Annotated in this window: 15 protein-coding genes; 9 read left to right on the top strand and 6 right to left on the bottom strand. The window is 69.1% G+C overall.

Features of this window, described 5'->3' with window-relative positions; genetic code table 11:
- Window positions 1-119: 119 nt before the first annotated feature.
- Both CAL29_RS04285 and CAL29_RS04290 read left to right on the top strand, forming a co-directional pair.
- A complete protein-coding gene (locus tag CAL29_RS04285) occupies window positions 120-752 on the top strand; it encodes an RraA family protein (RefSeq protein WP_094851723.1) in 633 nt (210 codons plus the stop codon).
- 112 nt (window positions 753-864) lie between these two features.
- Window positions 865-1854, top strand: coding sequence for a Bug family tripartite tricarboxylate transporter substrate binding protein (locus tag CAL29_RS04290; protein WP_094851724.1), 990 nt, complete (start codon window positions 865-867; stop codon window positions 1852-1854).
- 100 nt (window positions 1855-1954) lie between these two features.
- On the opposite strand, the gene CAL29_RS04295 is transcribed toward CAL29_RS04290, so the two are convergent.
- On the bottom strand, window positions 1955-2749 hold the full coding sequence (locus tag CAL29_RS04295; RefSeq protein WP_094851725.1) for an IclR family transcriptional regulator: 795 nt from the start codon (window positions 2747-2749) through the stop codon (window positions 1955-1957).
- A 102-nt stretch (window positions 2750-2851) separates the two neighbouring features.
- Here CAL29_RS04295 and CAL29_RS04300 point away from each other — a divergent pair, with 102 nt between their 5' ends.
- The 4 genes from CAL29_RS04300 (at window position 2852) to CAL29_RS04315 (ending at window position 7221) form a co-directional block, all read left to right on the top strand.
- Complete coding sequence (locus tag CAL29_RS04300; protein WP_256977184.1) at window positions 2852-3859, top strand: Bug family tripartite tricarboxylate transporter substrate binding protein; 1008 nt, start codon at window positions 2852-2854, stop codon at window positions 3857-3859.
- A 50-nt stretch (window positions 3860-3909) separates the two neighbouring features.
- Window positions 3910-5424, top strand: coding sequence for a class I adenylate-forming enzyme family protein (locus tag CAL29_RS04305; protein ID WP_094851726.1), 1515 nt, complete (start codon window positions 3910-3912; stop codon window positions 5422-5424).
- Complete coding sequence (locus CAL29_RS04310; protein ID WP_094851727.1) at window positions 5421-6275, top strand: citryl-CoA lyase; 855 nt, start codon at window positions 5421-5423, stop codon at window positions 6273-6275. The genes CAL29_RS04305 and CAL29_RS04310 overlap by 4 nt, the downstream gene beginning before the upstream one ends.
- A gap of 118 nt (window positions 6276-6393) precedes the next feature.
- Window positions 6394-7221, top strand: a complete 828-nt coding sequence (locus tag CAL29_RS04315) for an SDR family NAD(P)-dependent oxidoreductase (protein ID WP_094852706.1) — start codon at window positions 6394-6396, stop codon at window positions 7219-7221.
- Between the two features lie 3 nt (window positions 7222-7224).
- Here the strand turns inward: CAL29_RS04315 and CAL29_RS04320 are convergent, their stop codons facing one another.
- Window positions 7225-7689, bottom strand: coding sequence for a hypothetical protein (locus tag CAL29_RS04320; RefSeq protein WP_143277603.1), 465 nt, complete (start codon window positions 7687-7689; stop codon window positions 7225-7227).
- A gap of 396 nt (window positions 7690-8085) precedes the next feature.
- Here CAL29_RS04320 and CAL29_RS04325 point away from each other — a divergent pair, with 396 nt between their 5' ends.
- Together CAL29_RS04325 and CAL29_RS04330 are read left to right on the top strand one after the other, a co-directional pair.
- A complete protein-coding gene (locus CAL29_RS04325; RefSeq protein ID WP_179283902.1) occupies window positions 8086-8769 on the top strand; it encodes an antibiotic biosynthesis monooxygenase family protein in 684 nt (227 codons plus the stop codon).
- Window positions 8770-8919: 150 nt separating this feature from the next.
- On the top strand, window positions 8920-9993 hold the full coding sequence (locus tag CAL29_RS04330) for an ROK family protein (RefSeq protein ID WP_094851730.1): 1074 nt from the start codon (window positions 8920-8922) through the stop codon (window positions 9991-9993).
- Between the two features lie 20 nt (window positions 9994-10013).
- Here the strand turns inward: CAL29_RS04330 and CAL29_RS04335 are convergent, their stop codons facing one another.
- Entirely contained in the window at window positions 10014-10334 is a 321-nt protein-coding gene (locus tag CAL29_RS04335) for a thioredoxin family protein (protein WP_094851731.1), read from the bottom strand.
- Between the two features lie 283 nt (window positions 10335-10617).
- Here CAL29_RS04335 and CAL29_RS04340 point away from each other — a divergent pair, with 283 nt between their 5' ends.
- Entirely contained in the window at window positions 10618-11400 is a 783-nt protein-coding gene (locus CAL29_RS04340; protein ID WP_306430675.1) for a class I SAM-dependent methyltransferase, read from the top strand.
- A gap of 41 nt (window positions 11401-11441) precedes the next feature.
- Here the strand turns inward: CAL29_RS04340 and CAL29_RS04345 are convergent, their stop codons facing one another.
- The 3 genes from CAL29_RS04345 to CAL29_RS04355 all read right to left on the bottom strand — a co-directional run bounded on the left by CAL29_RS04345 (window position 11442) and on the right by CAL29_RS04355 (window position 15378).
- Window positions 11442-12368, bottom strand: coding sequence for a 2-hydroxyacid dehydrogenase (locus tag CAL29_RS04345; protein WP_094851733.1), 927 nt, complete (start codon window positions 12366-12368; stop codon window positions 11442-11444).
- 151 nt (window positions 12369-12519) lie between these two features.
- Window positions 12520-14148: a methyl-accepting chemotaxis protein gene (locus CAL29_RS04350; RefSeq protein ID WP_094851734.1), complete on the bottom strand. Its 1629-nt coding sequence runs from the start codon at window positions 14146-14148 to the stop codon at window positions 12520-12522.
- Window positions 14149-14382: 234 nt separating this feature from the next.
- Window positions 14383-15378, bottom strand: a complete 996-nt coding sequence (locus tag CAL29_RS04355) for a Bug family tripartite tricarboxylate transporter substrate binding protein (RefSeq protein ID WP_094851735.1) — start codon at window positions 15376-15378, stop codon at window positions 14383-14385.
- Window positions 15379-15609 lie beyond the last annotated feature (231 nt).

The following is a 15609-nucleotide window of genomic DNA, read 5'->3' on the forward strand; positions in this document are numbered from 1 at the left end:
ATCCCAACATTCGTCAAAAAATTCATGAAAAATGCTGCAAATTTATCGCTTTTTTTCCTTATGTGCCGAGCGTAGCATCCGCCCCCAACACAATCATTATCAATAAACCGGAGATAAGCATGTCCGCAACGGCCGCCGCCGGCAACCCGGATCCCAGCCTGTTCGAAGGCCTGGCCACTTCCCTCATCAGCGACTGCATGCAGCGCATCGCCGGCACGCACGGCCTGGACGCGCGCCACGGCGACGCGCCCTTGCTCGGCACGGCCTACACGGTGCGGGTGCGGCAGGGCGACAACCTGCACATCCACGAGGCCTTGCGCCATCTGCAACCCGGCGACGTGCTGGTGGTGGACGGCGGCGGCTGCGTGGAGCGCGCCCTGGTCGGCGAGATCATGATGCAGGTGGCGCGCAAGCGCGGCTGCGCGGGCTTCGTCATCGACGGCGCCATCCGCGACCAGTCGGCCTTCCGCCGCGACGGCTTCCCCTGCTTCTCGGCCGGCGTCACGCATCGCGGCCCCTACAAGAACGGCCCCGGCGAGACCCGCTGCGCCGTGACGGTGGGCGGCGCGGTGGTCAACCATGGCGACATCGTCATCGGCGACGAGGACGGCGTGGTGTTCGTATCGCCGGCCCAGGCCGCCGCCGTGGCGCAGGCCGCGCGCGCCAAGCTCGCCGACGAGACGCGCACGCTGGCCGACATCGCCGCGGGCGCCTACGACGATAGCTGGATCGACGCGGCGCTCGGACGCTGATCGCGCGCCGGGCCATCGTCGTCCGGTCCGGCCGTCCCGACCGCGCCGGCCACAGCCCGGTGCCCGGCCCCCGGCGTTCCCTACACATAATTCTTTGAACTGGAGACTATCCATGCGTTTGCTTTCCCTGTTCCGCGCTTCGGGCGCCGCGGCCTGCGCCGCCGCCGCCCTGCTGGCCGCGCATGCGCCCGCCGCCGTGGCCGCCGGCTACCCCGAGCGTCCGATCCGCCTGGTGGTGCCATGGCCCCCGGGCGGCGCCACCGACGCGCTGGGCCGCATCCTGGCGCAGCAACTGGGCACCCGCCTGAAGCAGACGGTCATCGTCGACAACAAGGCCGGCGCCGGCGGCAACATCGGCACCGCCTCCTTCGTGCGCGAAGCGGCCGACGGCTATACGCTGCTGATGGCGACCAGCTCGACCAACGCGGCGAACCCGCATCTGTACAAGCACCTGGGCTTCGACGCGGAGAAGGCGTTCGCGCCGGTGGCCTTCGTCGCTTCCATTCCCAACATCCTCGAAGTCCCGAACAAGTCGCAGTTCAAGACGGCGCAGGAAATGCTGGCCTACGCCAAGGACAATCCCGGCAAGCTGAACTACGGTTCCGGCGGCATCGGTTCCTCGCAGCACCTGGCCGGTTCGATGCTGAATCACGCCGCCGGCGTGAACATCGTGCACATCCCCTACAAGGGCAGCGGCCCGGCGGTCTCGGACCTGCTGGCCGGCCAGGTGGACATGATGCTGGACACCGGTTCGCTGGCGCAGGTCAAGGCCGGCGCCCTGCGCGCGCTGGCGGTGGCGTCGCGCAACCGCCTGCCGGAACTGCCCGACGTCCCGACCTTCGACGAAGTCGGCGTCAAGGACATGTACGCCTCGGCCTGGTACGGCGTGGTGGCGCCCGCCGGCACGCCGGCGGACATCGTCGACAAGCTGAACCATGAAATCAACGCCATCCTGGCCGAGCCCGACGTCCGCAAGACCCTGACGGCAATGGGCGCGGAACTGGGCCAGCCGGAGACGCCGGCGCAGTTCGGCCAGTTCATCCAGTCCGAGATCGGCCGCTACAAGACCATCGTGGAACAGTCCGGCGCCAAGCTGGATTGACGGCGATGCGGACCGCGTCATCGAGGGCAGGCCCTGCGCTTCGATGACCGCGGTCCCTTCGCGTTTCATGCGGTGCATGAATCCATCGATCGCCGCGGGCCTATCCTTTCGCCAATTCCGCGCGCAATACCTCGGCGACCGTGCGCTGGCGGGCCGCCGGCATGCGGTCGATCAGCGTGGACAGGCTGATCGCCAGACGCGGGTAGCCTTCGGCGTCGCACCACGCCATGCCGACCCCCAGCACGCCGGGCACCGCCGCATTGCCGATGACCGACCAGCCGCGGTCGCGCGTGCTTTCCACCAGGCGCCGGATATGCGGCGCCGTCAGCCCGCCGTAGGCGCGGAGCGCGGTCTCGTTGCGCGCGATGATGTCGGCCGCTTCCGCCGGCGGCAGCGCGGCCAGCAGGGCCAGGCCGGCGGCGCCCACGCCCAGCGGCTGGCGGTGGCCCACGGTGACGGCCAGCACCTGCACCGGATAGTTGCCGATCTCGCGGTGCAGGCATAGCGAATCGTCGCCGGCCCGGCAGATCAGGAACACCGAATCGCCCAGCGCGTCGCTGATGCGGCGCATCGCGGGCCGCCAGCGCCGGATCGCCTGTTCATGCGGGTCGCCGTCGCCGGCCTCGGCCTGCAGTACGCGATAGCGCGGCTTGCGGCCGTCGCGCAGCGCATAGCCTTCGTCGACCAGCACGTCGAGGAAGCGATAGACGGTGGAGCGCTGCATGCCCGTCTGCGCGGCGATTTCGGTCACGTGCAGGCCGGCGCCGCCGGCCCGCCGCAACGCCCCCAGGATATGCAGGCCGCGCCGCAGCGTGCGCGGGCCGCCATCGTGCCCTCGCGTCCCAAGCCCCGCCGCATCCCGGCGCTTCGAATCCTTGCTGCTTGCTTTGTTCATTTTCTGGACAAACGATCTTTGACAGCGCTCCACATGCCCGCATCATAGGCCAAGGCAAACACAGATTTGTCCAAAACCTAGACAAACCACGGAGACAGGAAAATGACGCTTACACGCTGCGCGCGTGCGCTGACGGCCATGGTGCTGGGCGGCGCCGTCACCCTGGGGGCCATCGCCCCCGCCCAGGCCGAGACCCAGGACCAAACCAATTACCCCAGCCATCCCGTGACGATGATCGTCGGCTACGCCGCCGGCGGCGCCACCGACATCGTGGCGCGCCTGCTGGCCAAGTCGCTGACGCAGGAGTTGGGCCAGACCTTCGTGGTCGAGAACCGCACCGGCGCGAACAGCAATATCGGCGCCGAAGCCGTCACGCGCGCCGCGCCGGACGGCTATACGCTGTACGTCGGCTCGATCGCCAACACGATCAACATGACGCTGTACAGCAAGCTGAACTACGACGTGAACAAGGATTTCGCGCCCATCGGCATGATGGCCTCGGTGCCCAACATCCTCGTGGTCAACCCGAAGGTGCCGGTGCACAACGTCAAGGAATACATCGCCTACGCCAAGGCGCATCCGGGCAAGCTGAGCTGCGCCTCGTCGGGCAGCGGCTCGTCCATCCACCTGTCGTGCGAGCTGTTCAAGATGGAGACCGGCACCGACATCCTGCACGTGCCCTATCGCGGCAGCGGCCCCGCGGTCGCCGACCTGCTGGGCGGGCAGGTCGATTCGATGTTCGACAACATGCCTTCGTCCCTGCCGCACGTGCGCGCCGGCAAGCTGCGCGCGCTGGGCGTGACCACGCTGCAGCGCGTCAGCTTCGCGCCGGACGTGCCGACGCTGGCGGAATCGGGGCTGCCCGGCTTTTCGGTGGAATCGTGGTTCGGCCTGATGGCGCCGGCCGGCACGCCGCCGGCGGTCGTCGAGCGCCTGAACACGGCCCTGAACAAGGCGCTGAAGGATCCGGAGCTGCGCGCCACGTATGAGAAAAGCGGCTTCGTGCTGCCGCCGGCGGACAACTCGCCCAAGGCGTTCGGCGCGTTCGTCGCGGCCGAGACCGCCAAGTGGGCCAAGGTCGTGAAGCAGGCGAACCTGAAGGCCGACTAGGGCGTAGGGCGGACCGGGTCGGCCTCATTCGTCAACTCTAGGAGTTTCTGGTGTACCCCATCGATTTCTTTTTCCGCGCCGCGCGGCGCTACCCCGGCAACACCGCGGTGGACGGCCCCGCCGGCATCGTCACCTACGCCGAGCTGGCGGCGCGCGTGCGGGCGCTGGCGGCGGCCATGCAGGCCTTCGATCCCGCGCCGCAGACCCGCGTCGCCATCTGCGCCGGCAATACGGCCGAACACATCCTGGCGCTGTTGGCGACGCTGGCGGCGGGAAAGATATGGGTGCCGCTGAACTATCGCAGCACGCCCACCGAGATCGGCCGCATCCTCGCGGCGACGGAGCCGTCCATCGTCGCCGTCGATGCCGCCGGCGCGCCCCTGGTCGGCGACGACATCGCGGCGCATCGCATCGTTCTGGATGCGACGGCTGGCGCCGCTGGTCACGGCCTGGCCGACCTGCTCGCCCGTCATGCGGGCGCCGCGCCGGCCGCCACGGCCATGGACCGCGAGGCCGTCCAGGCCATCAAGTTCACCGGCGGCACCACCGGCCTGCCCAAGGGCGTCATGCAGCCGGCGCGCGCCTGGAACGCCGGCATCATCAACCAGATCCACGGGTGGGGCCTGGGACCGGAAGACCGCTACGTGGTGGCCGCGCCCATCACGCACGGCACCGGCACGTATCTCCTGCCCCTGCTGGCCCAGGGCGGCGCCTTGCTGCTGGTGGATGCGGCGAGTCCCGCCACCATCACCGCCGCCTTCCGCGAACGCGGCGGCACGCTCAGCTTCATGCCGCCCACGCTGATCTACATGATCATGGCGCAGGAGGGCGTGTCGCGGGCCGACTTCCCCAAGCTGCGCAATCTCATCTACGGCGGCGCGCCCATGCCGGTGGGCAAGTTCGAACAGGCCCGCGCTTTCTTCGGTCCCGTGCTCGGCACCACCTATGGCCAGACGGAGGCGCCGCAGATCGTGACGCTGATGCGCCCGGCCGATTTCGAGGACGCCGCCAATCTCGGTTCGGTGGGCCGCGTGACCTGGCTGTCGGACCTCGCCATCCTGGACCCCGACGGCCGTCCCTGCGCCGACGGGGAGATCGGCGAGGTGGCGGTGCGCGGCGACCTGGTGATGTCCGGCTACTGGCGCCTGCCGGAGAAGACCGCCGAGGCCCTGGTCGACGGCTGGCTGCGCACCGGCGACACCGGCCTGGTGGACGAGCGCGGCTATCTCTTCCTCAAGGATCGCCTGCGCGACGTGGTCATCACGGGCGGCTTCAACGTCTATCCGGTCGACGTGGAGAACGCGCTGATCTCGCACCCTGACGTGTACGAGTGCTCGGTGTTCGGCGTGCCGGACGATAAGTGGGGCGAGGCGGTGCACGCCGCCGTGCAGCCGCGCGCCGGCGCCGTCATCGACGTCGAGGCGCTGAAGCTGCAAGTGCGCGGGCTGCTGGGCCCCGTCCACACGCCCAAGCACATCCACATCTACGAGAGCCTGCCCCGGTCGTCGGTCGGCAAGGTGCTCAAGAACGCGGTGCGCGACGCCGCCCTGAAGGAGATCGCATGACTACCCCCTCGAACGAAAACGAATCGAAGCACGCGAACCATGGCAAGGGCGACGCGCCCGTCACGCGCCTGTGCGCCCATCATCTCGCCGGCATGTCCTATCGCGACGCCGACCTGGTCGAGGACCTGATCGGCAAGACCACCTTCACCGAGGTGCTGTTCATGCAGATCACCGGCCGCAAGGCGCGGCCGGTCGACCTGCGCATCGTCGACGCCGTGCTGGTCACGCTGATGGAGCACGGGCTGACGCCCAGTGCCATCGCCACCCGCCTGATCTACATGAGCGCGCCGGAGAACCTGCAGGGCGCGGTGGCGTCGGGCCTGCTGGCGGTGGGCAGCTCCTTCGTCGGCACCATGGAGAACTGCTCGCGCCTGCTGGACCGCATCCAGGCCGCGGACGATCCGCGCGCCGAAGCGCGGGAGATCGCGCGGGCCCACCGTGCGCAGCGGCACGCCATGCCGGGCTTCGGCCATCACCTGCACAAGCCCGACGATCCGCGCGCCATCAAGCTGCTGGCGCTGGCCGAGGCGGAGCCGGAGCTGGCGGGAAATTCCGTCAAGGCGCTGCGCACGCTGGCCGCCGCGGTGGACGAGGCGGCGGGCCGCCACATCACCATCAACGCGACGGGCGCGGTGGCGGCATTGCTGGGCGAGCTCGGCATCCCCACGGCCTTGATGCGCGGCTTCGCCGTGATCTCGCGCGCCGCCGGCCTGGTGGCCCACATCGCGGAGGAACAGGAAAGCCCCTCCGGCCGTTTCATCTGGGACACCATCGACAACGCCATTCCCTACGTGGGACAGGGCAAGTCGCATCAAACGTCGCATCAAACGTCGCATCAAACGCAGAAGTGAGGCGGCACATGGCCATCGACGCAAACACGCGCGCGGCGCGCGCGATTCCGGTGACGGCCGGTGCGGGGCGACCGGCATGACGGCCGCCGACCAGGAGTCGGGGGCGCCGTCGTCGGCCATGGAGGCGCCGCCACTTGCGCCCGGCCTGTCGTCGCGCCTGGCGGGCAAGGTTGCGCTGGTGGCCGGGGCGGGCGCCAGCGGTCCGGGCTGGAGCATAGGCAAGGCCTGCTGCGTCACGCTGGCGCGCCAGGGCGCGCGCATCGTCGCGCTCGACCGCGACCTGGCGGCGGCGGAGGACGCGGCGCGGGAGGTCGTTCGCGCCGGCGGCGCGGCGCTGCCGGTGTGCGCCGACGTCGGCGACGAGGCGGCGATGCGCGCGGCCGTCGCGCGCGCCATGGACGAGTACGGACGGATAGATATCCTGCAGACCAACGCCGGCATCGGCAAGGTCGGCGGCCCGGGCGATATCGGCGTGCAGGAGTGGGAGCGCATCCAGCGCGTGAACGTCACCAGCCTGCTCATCGCCAGCAGCCTGGTGGCGCCCATCATGCAGGCCCAGGGCGGCGGCGCCATCGTGACGGTGTCCTCGATCGCCGGCATCCGCTACACCGGCTATCCGCATCTCGCCTACAGCGTGAGCAAGGCCGCGGTCATCCATTTCGCCCGCATGCTGGCGCAGCAGTACGCCGCCGACGGCATCCGCGCCAACACGGTCATTCCCGGGTTGATCGACACGCCGCGCGTGCGCCACACCGTGGGCCGGATGTTCGACGCCGACGACGCCGGCGCCGCCAGCCGCGCGCGCGACCGCCAGGTGCCCATGGGCCGCATGGGCACGCCCTGGGAGGTCGCCAACGCCGTGGCCTTCCTGGCCTCGGACGAGGCGTCCTATATCACCGGCACGGAGCTGGTGGTGGACGGCGGCCTGGTGGGGAAATACGCGTAGGCGTCAGTGTCCTGTCCCGGACGTCAGGCGGGGCGGTTCGCCGCCCTGGGCCGGCGGCGGCATGTCGGGCGGGGTCCCGCTGGACGGCGGCTTTTGCCCGCCCCAATCGCGTCCGGCCAGCCAGTGCAGCAGCAGGGCGATCGCCAGCAGCAGGATCATGATCAGCCCCCAGGTGAACCAGCCCAGCACCGTCAGCCAGCCGGACAGCCCGTTCAGGATGGGCAGCGCATGGTTGATGTGGTTCAGCGCGTCGGCGATGCCGGCCTGCAGGGCATGCACCCAGCCGGCGTCGACCCAGGGCGGCATCCAGTCGGGCACGGGGGCATCCGCCGGCGGCGCGGCGGGGACGGGCACCTGCACGTCGCCGATGCTGCCCAGCAGCCAATGCATGAGTTTCAACGCCATCGACACGATGCCGGTCCAGATAACGGCCAGCAGGCCGAAGATCACCCAGATGATCGTTTTCATCCGCGCCATTTCCCGATCTGTTCTACACAAGGCCCGGCGCGGTTTCATCGCCGGGCAGTTCGTTCACGCGCCGCGGCGGCCAGGCGCCGGCGGCCCGTCGATTATCGCCGCGGGCCGGCGGCGGCGCGCGTGCTCAAAAAGTAAAAAGAAACCACAAGGACCGGACTTGCCGCTATAGTCGGAACACGCGCTAGATTTCTATTGATTTCCTTTTATTGCAATCCGGTTTCTTGTCGCGTTACGGCTTTGCAGTATTTCGGGTCTCCGCAAGGGGAGGAGCCCGAGGCCACGCGAGTGGCGATTCGCGTCCCGGGACGCGGATATTTCGTTGCAAGGGCGAGTATCGCCTCTGTCTTGCTTTCCGCACTCGTGTTCGATACGGCAATGGAGACAGTCATGTATTCAGTGCTCTTCGAAGTTCAACCCAAGCAGGAACGTTTCGCGGATTACCTGCGCCTGGCCGTTACGCTCAAGCCACGGGTCGACCGGCGGGTCGACGGGCTGATCGACAACGAACGTTTCGAGGACATGCAACGGCCCGGCTGGCTGTTGTCCCACTCCCTGTGGCGCGACGAAAAGGCCGTCGCGCGGTGGCAGGCGACGGTGGAGCACCATGCGGCGCAGGCGCGCGGCCGCGCCGCCATCTTCGCCGACTATCACCTGCGCGTCGGCAACGTCTGCTACGACAGCCATCCGCCCTCGCGCGCGGCGGCGCCCCAGCGGGATCGCCCCGCGCGCATGAACCGCGCCGAGCCCGCCGCCCGCGCCGGCCGATGGGCCACCCTGACCGAACTCGCCGGCGGCGCACGGGCCGCCGATGCGGCGTTGCGCGAGGAATTGCCGGCGCGGCTCGGCCTGCCCCTGGACAGCGCCGACCTGCTCGATTACAGCGTGTTCGCCAGCATCTATACGCCGGGCAAGCTGGCCTTGCTGGTTTCCTGGGCCAGCTACGACGCGGCCTCGGCCTGGCGGCCGGCCCTGCTGGACGCGCCCGCGCCGCGCCACCGCACGGTGCGCATCGTGCGCGATCACGGCATGCACGACGGGCGCGCCGGGGACGGGGAAGCGCCGCCGGCATAGGCGAGCCCCCGTATAGGCAAGCCTCCGCATGGGCAAAGCGCGTGCATGGGCACGCCGCGTGCTCATCCGCAGCGCATGCCGCGGCGGCGGCGTGCGGGCGGCCGGCGCCGCTCTCCCGCCGACCAGGTCCGCCGGCCAGGAGCGCTTTCCATGCAGAAAAACCCCCTCAGGCAGCCCCATGGCAGCCCCGACCTGCCTGCCGTGACGATAAGCAGCTACAGCCTGGAGTTGCGCGAGGGCAAGGGCTTCGTCGGCGACCGCGCCAGCCGCACCGCTTTCCGCGCCGGCCTGGACCGCTGGCGCAAGCTTTACCGCCGCCTCCTTGGCGAGGACGTGTTCGGCGTGATGCCCACCGAGGACATCGGCAAGCGGGCCGTCGACGAATTGCTGCGCGAGGAAGGGGACGCGGCGGCGGTCATCCTGTCCGCCATGGAGGATCACGCGGCCCAGCTCGCCCGCGTCGTGCGCCGCTTCGCGCGCCATCCGTCGTGGCAGGGCGTGCAGCGGGTGGCCGTCGGCGGCGGCTTCAAGCAGAGCCTGGCGGGCCGCCGCACCATCCGCCGCGCGGACCAGTTGCTGCGCGAGGCCAAGGTGGAGATCCGCCTGCGCGCCATGCACCATCATTCCGACGAGGGCGGCCTGATCGGCTGGGTGCACGTGGCGCCGCCCGCGCTGTGGCGGCACTACGATGCCATGCTGGCGGTGGACATCGGCGGCACCAACGTGCGTTGCGGCATCGTCCGCGTGCCGGGGAAGGAGGGGGACGGCAAGCGGCGCGATCCCGACGCCGCCCGCGTCGGCAATCTGCGCAAGTGGGGGCACGCCGCGGACAAGGAAACGACCCACCGGGAACACCTGGTGCAAGGCATCGCCGACATGCTGACCCGGCTGATCGACAAGGCGGACAAGAAAGGCCTGAAGCTGGCGCCGCTGGTGGGCGTGGCCTGTCCCGGCCACATCCACGGCGACGGCGTCATCACCAGCGGCGCGCAGAACCTGCCGGGCGATTGGGAGCACGAGAATTTCCACCTGCCGCACAAATTGATGGAGGTCCTGCCGTCCATCAACGGGATTCCCCCTACCGTGTGCCTGCATAATGACGCCGTGGTGCAGGGGCTTTCCGAATTGCCCTGGATGCGCGACGTCTCGCGCTGGGCGGTGCTCACGATGGGCACCGGCCTGGGCAACGCCAGCTACGTGAACGACGAGGCCCAGGAGGACTGAAGGGGCCCGCGCCGCCTCCTTTACAGCGCGGCCAGCGCTTCGCGGATGGCCGCCTCGCTTTGCGGGCGCACCAGGCGGGCGACTTCCTTGCCTTCCCGCAGGAAAACCAGCGTGGGCCACAGCTTGACGGTGAACGAGCGGCCCAGGCGCCGGCCCTTGCCGTCCTCGACCTTGATATGGTCCACCCCGGGATAGGCCGCCAGCGCATGGCCGATGAGGGGCTGCGCGGCCTGGCAGTGCGGGCACCAGGACGCGCCGAACTCCAGCAGGGTGGGCGCGCGCAAGGCGTCGATCTCTTCCCGGGTGGGTTCGGCGGGGAGCGCGGGGGCGGCTTCGGACATGAGCGGATGTCTCCTTCTGATAGACCGGCGGTCTGTTTCGCTGATTATTCGGCTCGTCATGCACATCATCGCATGTTGCATTGCATGCGCCACATGTTCCATCCCGGCCCCGGCGCCCCGGGGTTTAAGCTCGCTGTAGGCGAATTTTCAGCCGGTCGAAAACATCATGGCGATAAAGTTAAGCTCCGTGAAATGCTCGTGACATCACGCAACCCGCCTCATGCTTACGGCTTCTCTGCGCTCCGAACCCCATGCCGGCCCGCGGCGCAAGGAGCGCTTATTCGTGGAAAATCCCTCCGGCACCGTCCATCAAGCCGCCAACGGCTACTCCACCGCCGCCGAAGCCTATGTGCGCGGACGGCCCGAATACCCGCAGGCGTTGACCGACTGGCTGCGCGATGAAATCGGCCTGGGCCGCGGCGCGCGGGTGGTGGACCTGGGCGCGGGCACCGGCAAGATGACGCCGCGCCTGCTGGCGACCGGCGCCGACGTGGTGGCCATCGAGCCCGTCACGCAAATGCTGGACAAGCTGTCCACCACCTATCCCCGCGTCGAGGCGCTGACCGGCGCGGCGCAGGCCATTCCGCTGGCCGACGGCGAGGTCGACGCGGTGGTGTGCGCCCAATCCTTCCACTGGTTCGCCGGACCCGCGGCGCTGTCGGAAATCCATCGCGTGCTCAAGCCGGGCGGCCGCCTGGCCATGATCTGGAACCTGTCCGATACGCGCCTGCCCTGGGTCGCGCAACTGTCCGCCCTGATCAACCGGTACGAGGGCGACGCGCCGCGTTTCCACACCGGCGCGTGGCGCAACGCGTTCCCGCACGCCGGCTTCGGTCCGCTGGTGGAGCGCCGCTACGAGCACCTGCACATCGGCAAGCCGGAAGACGTCATCTTCCATCGCGTCCACTCCATCAGCTTCGTCGCCACCTTGCCGCCGGCGCGCCGCGCCGCCCTGGACCGCGAACTGCGCCGCCTGGTCGACAACGAGCCCACCCTGTGCGGCCGCGAGGAAATCGCCGTGCCGTATATCACCTCGGCGGTCCACACGCGCAAGCTGGCGGTTTGAACCGCGGCTTGGGCGCCTGCCAGGCCAAGCCAGGCCCGCCTTCAATATCCGCGTTGCGGATCGACCCGGTTTTCCAGGGCCTCGCCGGCATGCAGCCGGCGGACGTTTTCGGAAATCTGGTCGAGGATGCTCTGGATGCTGTTGGCCGAGGCGATGTGCGGGGTGACGTAGATGTTCGGCTCGTCCCACAAGGGGCTGGCGGGATCCAGCGGTTCGGCCTCGAACACGTCCAGCACCGCGCCGCGCAAGTGGCCCTCGCGCACCAGTCCCAGCACGTCCTCCGAGACCAGATGCCCCCCGCGCCCGCAGTGCACCAGGGCCGCGCCGCGCGGCAGCTTCCCCAGCAGCTTGCGGTCGAGGATGCCCTGGGTTTCCCCGGTCAACGGCAACAGGCAGACGAGGATGTCGCTGCCGGCCAGGAAGGCGTCCAGCTCGTCCGCGCCGGCGTAGCTGCGCACGTTGGCGATCTGCTTCGGCTGGCGCGACCAGCCCCGCACCCGGTAGCCGTGATGGAAGAGGGTGCGCGCCACGTGCGTGCCCAGCGTCCCCAGTCCCAATATGCCGACGGTGCGGCTGGACGCCGGCTCCTGGTCGACGCGATGCCAGTGGTGGCGGCGCTGGTTCATCAGCACCTGGTCCAGATTGCGGTGGAACAGCAACACGCTCCACAGGACGAACTCGCTCATGCCCGCCGACAGGTCCGGCGCCGCGACCCGGCAGATCGGCAGCGGCGGCAGCATCGGGTCTTCGAGTATGTTGTCGACGCCGGCGGCGATGGCGTGGATCAGCCGCAGGCGCGGGAAGCGCGCCAGCGCGCCGTGTTCGGGCCGCCAACAGGCGGCCACCTCGGCGTCCAGCGCGCCCGGGTCGTCTTCGGTATAGACCTGCAGGTCCGGGTATTGGGCGCGGGCCAGCGCGACGAGCTTGGGAATGTCGCTGTTGTCGCCGAAGAAAACGATCTTGGTCATGACGCGGTGCGGAAATGAGGACCGCGCCATTGTGGGCCGGCCGCGCCGGCGGCGTCCAGGCAGGGATAACTCGGCTTGCGGTTTCCTGTTGCGGTGCACCGTGGCGGCGCCGGCCCGGACGCCCCGGGCCGTATCCGTCAGCCCCGGTGCCTCAGGCCGGCAATTGCGCCATCGGCAGAGGCCGCGCCGGCTGCTCGATGGCCGGTCCGGCGTGCGCCGCCGACTGCCCCACCGTGAACAGCCGCATGGCGTCGGCCAGCACGTCGGCGCGTTCGACCAGCCGCTGCGCGGTGGCCGCGGCCTGCTCGACCAGTGCGGCGTTCTGCTGGGTGGCGCTGTCCAGGTGGGCCACGGCGTCGTTGACCTGGCGGATGCCCCGGGCCTGGTTGCCGCTGGCGTCGGCGACTTCGTGGATCACGTCGGCCACCCGGTGCACGGCCTGGTCGATGGCGCGCATCTGGCTGGTGGTGCGTCCGACCAGTTCCGTTCCGGCGGCGATCTGCTGCACGCTGCTGTCGACCACCGTCTTGATCTCGCGCGCGGACGCCGCGCAACGCTGCGCCAGGTTGCGGACCTCGGCCGCCACCACCGCGAAGGACTTGCCGACCTCGCCGGCGCGCGCCGCCTCGACGGCCGCGTTCAAGGCCAGGATATTGGTCTGGAAGGCGATGCCGTCGATCACGCCGGTAATGTCCGCGATGCGTTGCGCGGCGGTCGTGATGCCGGCCATGGTCTGTTCCACCTGAGCGGCGATGCGGCCGCCGTCGTCGGCCGCGGACTGGGCCTCGTCGACCAGGCTGAGGACGCGCTGGGTGGCGTCGGCATTGCCCTGCACCGATTCCGTCAGGGCGTCCATGGCCGCCGCGGTCTGCTCCAGCGAGGTGGCCTGTTCCTCGGTGCGCTGGGAGAGATCGATATTGCCCGCGGAGATTTCATGCGCGGCCTCCATGACGCCGCCGATCTGGTCGCGCACGTCGAGCACGATGGCCGAGAGATTGGCCTGCAACTGATTCAGCGCGCGTTGCACGGCGCCCAGGTCGTCGTGGCGTTCCACCTCTATCGTCGTGGTCAGGTCGCCGGCCGCCATCTGGGCGGCGAACACCGACATCGCGTCCACCGGCGAGGACAACTGGCGCACCAGCAGCGACGCGCTCAACAGGCCGCCCACCACGCCCGCGCCCCAGGCCAGCCAGAAAGGCTGGGGCGGCAGGCCGCCGTAGGCCGCCCAGGCGCCGGCCAGCGCGAACAGCAGCGTGGCGGCATAGCCCAGGCCGACGCGGCGCCCCACCGGCTGGCGCCGCAGGGCGCCCAGCCAGCCGGCCAGCCCCGTGCGCGTCAGCGCGCCCTCGCGCAGGCGATGGCCGCGCAGGGTGTCCTCGCGCATGGCCGCGTACAAGGCCTCCGCCTCCTCGACTTCCTCGCGCGACGGGCGCATGCGCACGCTCAGGTAGCCCACTTCGACGCCGTGCTCGACCACGGGGGTGACGTTGGCGCGCACCCAGTAGTGGTCGCCGTCCTTGCGGCGGTTCTTCACCAGGGCGGTCCAGGGGCGTCCGGACTGGATGGTGGCCCACATATCGGCGAAGGCGGCGCGCGGCATATCCGGATGGCGGATGATGTTGTGCGGCTGGCCGATCAATTCCTCCTTGCTGTAGCCGGAAACGGCCACGAAGGCGGGATTGCAGTAGCGGATGTTGCCGGACAGGTCGGTCGCGGAGACCAGGTGCTGCTTGTCGGAAAACAGGAACTCCCGCTGCGTAACGGGCAGGTTATTGCGCATGACGGCGTCTCTAGACGGCAGGCGGCGCCGCGCCCGCGCGCTCGTCCGCCCATTGTTATCGGTCCTCCGACTGTATGACGGCGCCGCCTTTTGAAAAACGCCGTGAAGGGCGGAGATTTGCCGTTTGTTCCGCTTTTTCCGCTTTCTTTTCCAAAGGCGCGGGCCGCCCGTCGCGCCGTCGCCGGCCCGCGCGTTGCCGCGGCGGCCGCAGCCTTCCGGACCGGGCCGGAAACGCTATTCCAGCGTGATGTGCGCGTCCTCGATGACCTTGCCCCAGCGGCTGATTTCCGAATTCACCAACTGCGCCAGCTCCTGCGGCGTGGAGGGCGCGGAGACGGCGCCCTGCGTGGCGATGGTCTCCTTGGTTTTCGGATCCTGGAGCAGGGCCACGACGTCATGGTTGATCTTGGCGACGATGGGCGCCGGCGTGCCCGCGCGGGTAAACAGCCCCCACCAGGACGTGACGTCGTAGCCCTTGACGCCGCTTTCGATCATGGTGGGCACGTCCGGCAATTCGGGCGAGCGTTTGGGCGACGTGACGGCGAGCGCGCGCAGCTTGCCGGACTTGATCAGCGCGATGGCCGCCGGCAGGTTGTCGATCGCCATCGGCACCATGCCGGACATGACGTCGGTCAGGGCGGCGTTGCTGCCCTTGTACGCGACATGGGTGATCGGCGTATTCGTCATGCGCTTGAACAACTCCGACGACAGATGCGGCGAGGTGCCCGAACCGGGGCTGGCATAGAAAGCCTTGTCCGGATGCGCCTTGAAGTAGGCGAGCAATTCGCTGACCGATTTCGCGGGCACGGCGGGGTTGACCACCAGGACGTTGGGAACCGTGGCGATACGGGATATGGGCGTGAAGTCCTTCACCGGGTCGTAGCCCAGCTTGTCCTTGTAGAGCCCGGGATTGATGCCGTGCGTATTGATCGAGCTCATGTAGAGCGTGTAGCCGTCCGGCGCCGCGCGCGACGCCAATTGCGCCCCGATGTTGCCGCCCGCGCCGGGGCGGTTCTCGACCACCACCGGCTGGTTCCACATCTTGCCCAGGCCGTTGGCGACGAGCCGCGTGAAGAAATCGGAACTGCCGCCCGGCGGGAAGGACACGATCAAGGTGACGGGCTTGGCCGGATAGTTGGCCGCATCCTGCGCCAGGGCGCCGGATGTCGCGGCGCCCATGGCGACGCCCAGCAGGCAGGCCGCGAGGCGGGTGTGTACGCGATGCTGCATGAATGTTTCCCCTTGGAGTTGGTAGTGGGTCGTGGTAATCGGTCGCGGTCGCGCCCGGCCGGCGATGCGAATACAAGACGAATTATGCGTCGCCACGATGGAAATATAGTCGCGCCGGCAGGCGGGAGCGCAAATCGATAACGAAAATTTTTTCTATTCATTGGCGATTTTAGGGGTTTCCACTTGGCGTCAAATCCAAAAATTGGTGAAGCAATCCTATTTATCGCGTCT

Origin of the sequence: Bordetella genomosp. 10, assembly GCF_002261225.1 — a bacterium.
GTDB lineage: Bacteria > Pseudomonadota > Gammaproteobacteria > Burkholderiales > Burkholderiaceae_B > Bordetella_C.

Excerpts from the sequence above, each read along its gene's own strand:
- CAL29_RS04285 (WP_094851723.1), top strand. The coding sequence starts at position 120 with ATGTCCGCAACGGCCGCCGCCGGCAACCCGGATCCCAGCCTGTTCGAA.
- CAL29_RS04290 (WP_094851724.1), top strand. The coding sequence starts at position 865 with ATGCGTTTGCTTTCCCTGTTCCGCGCTTCGGGCGCCGCGGCCTGCGCC.
- CAL29_RS04295 (WP_094851725.1), bottom strand. The coding sequence starts at position 2,749 with ATGAACAAAGCAAGCAGCAAGGATTCGAAGCGCCGGGATGCGGCGGGG.
- CAL29_RS04300 (WP_256977184.1), top strand. The coding sequence starts at position 2,852 with ATGACGCTTACACGCTGCGCGCGTGCGCTGACGGCCATGGTGCTGGGC.
- CAL29_RS04310 (WP_094851727.1), top strand. The coding sequence starts at position 5,421 with ATGACTACCCCCTCGAACGAAAACGAATCGAAGCACGCGAACCATGGC.
- CAL29_RS04315 (WP_094852706.1), top strand. The coding sequence starts at position 6,394 with ATGGAGGCGCCGCCACTTGCGCCCGGCCTGTCGTCGCGCCTGGCGGGC.
- CAL29_RS04320 (WP_143277603.1), bottom strand. The coding sequence starts at position 7,689 with ATGAAAACGATCATCTGGGTGATCTTCGGCCTGCTGGCCGTTATCTGG.
- CAL29_RS04325 (WP_179283902.1), top strand. The coding sequence starts at position 8,086 with ATGTATTCAGTGCTCTTCGAAGTTCAACCCAAGCAGGAACGTTTCGCG.
- CAL29_RS04330 (WP_094851730.1), top strand. The coding sequence starts at position 8,920 with ATGCAGAAAAACCCCCTCAGGCAGCCCCATGGCAGCCCCGACCTGCCT.
- CAL29_RS04335 (WP_094851731.1), bottom strand. The coding sequence starts at position 10,334 with ATGTCCGAAGCCGCCCCCGCGCTCCCCGCCGAACCCACCCGGGAAGAG.
- CAL29_RS04345 (WP_094851733.1), bottom strand. The coding sequence starts at position 12,368 with ATGACCAAGATCGTTTTCTTCGGCGACAACAGCGACATTCCCAAGCTC.
- CAL29_RS04350 (WP_094851734.1), bottom strand. The coding sequence starts at position 14,148 with ATGCGCAATAACCTGCCCGTTACGCAGCGGGAGTTCCTGTTTTCCGAC.
- CAL29_RS04355 (WP_094851735.1), bottom strand. The coding sequence starts at position 15,378 with ATGCAGCATCGCGTACACACCCGCCTCGCGGCCTGCCTGCTGGGCGTC.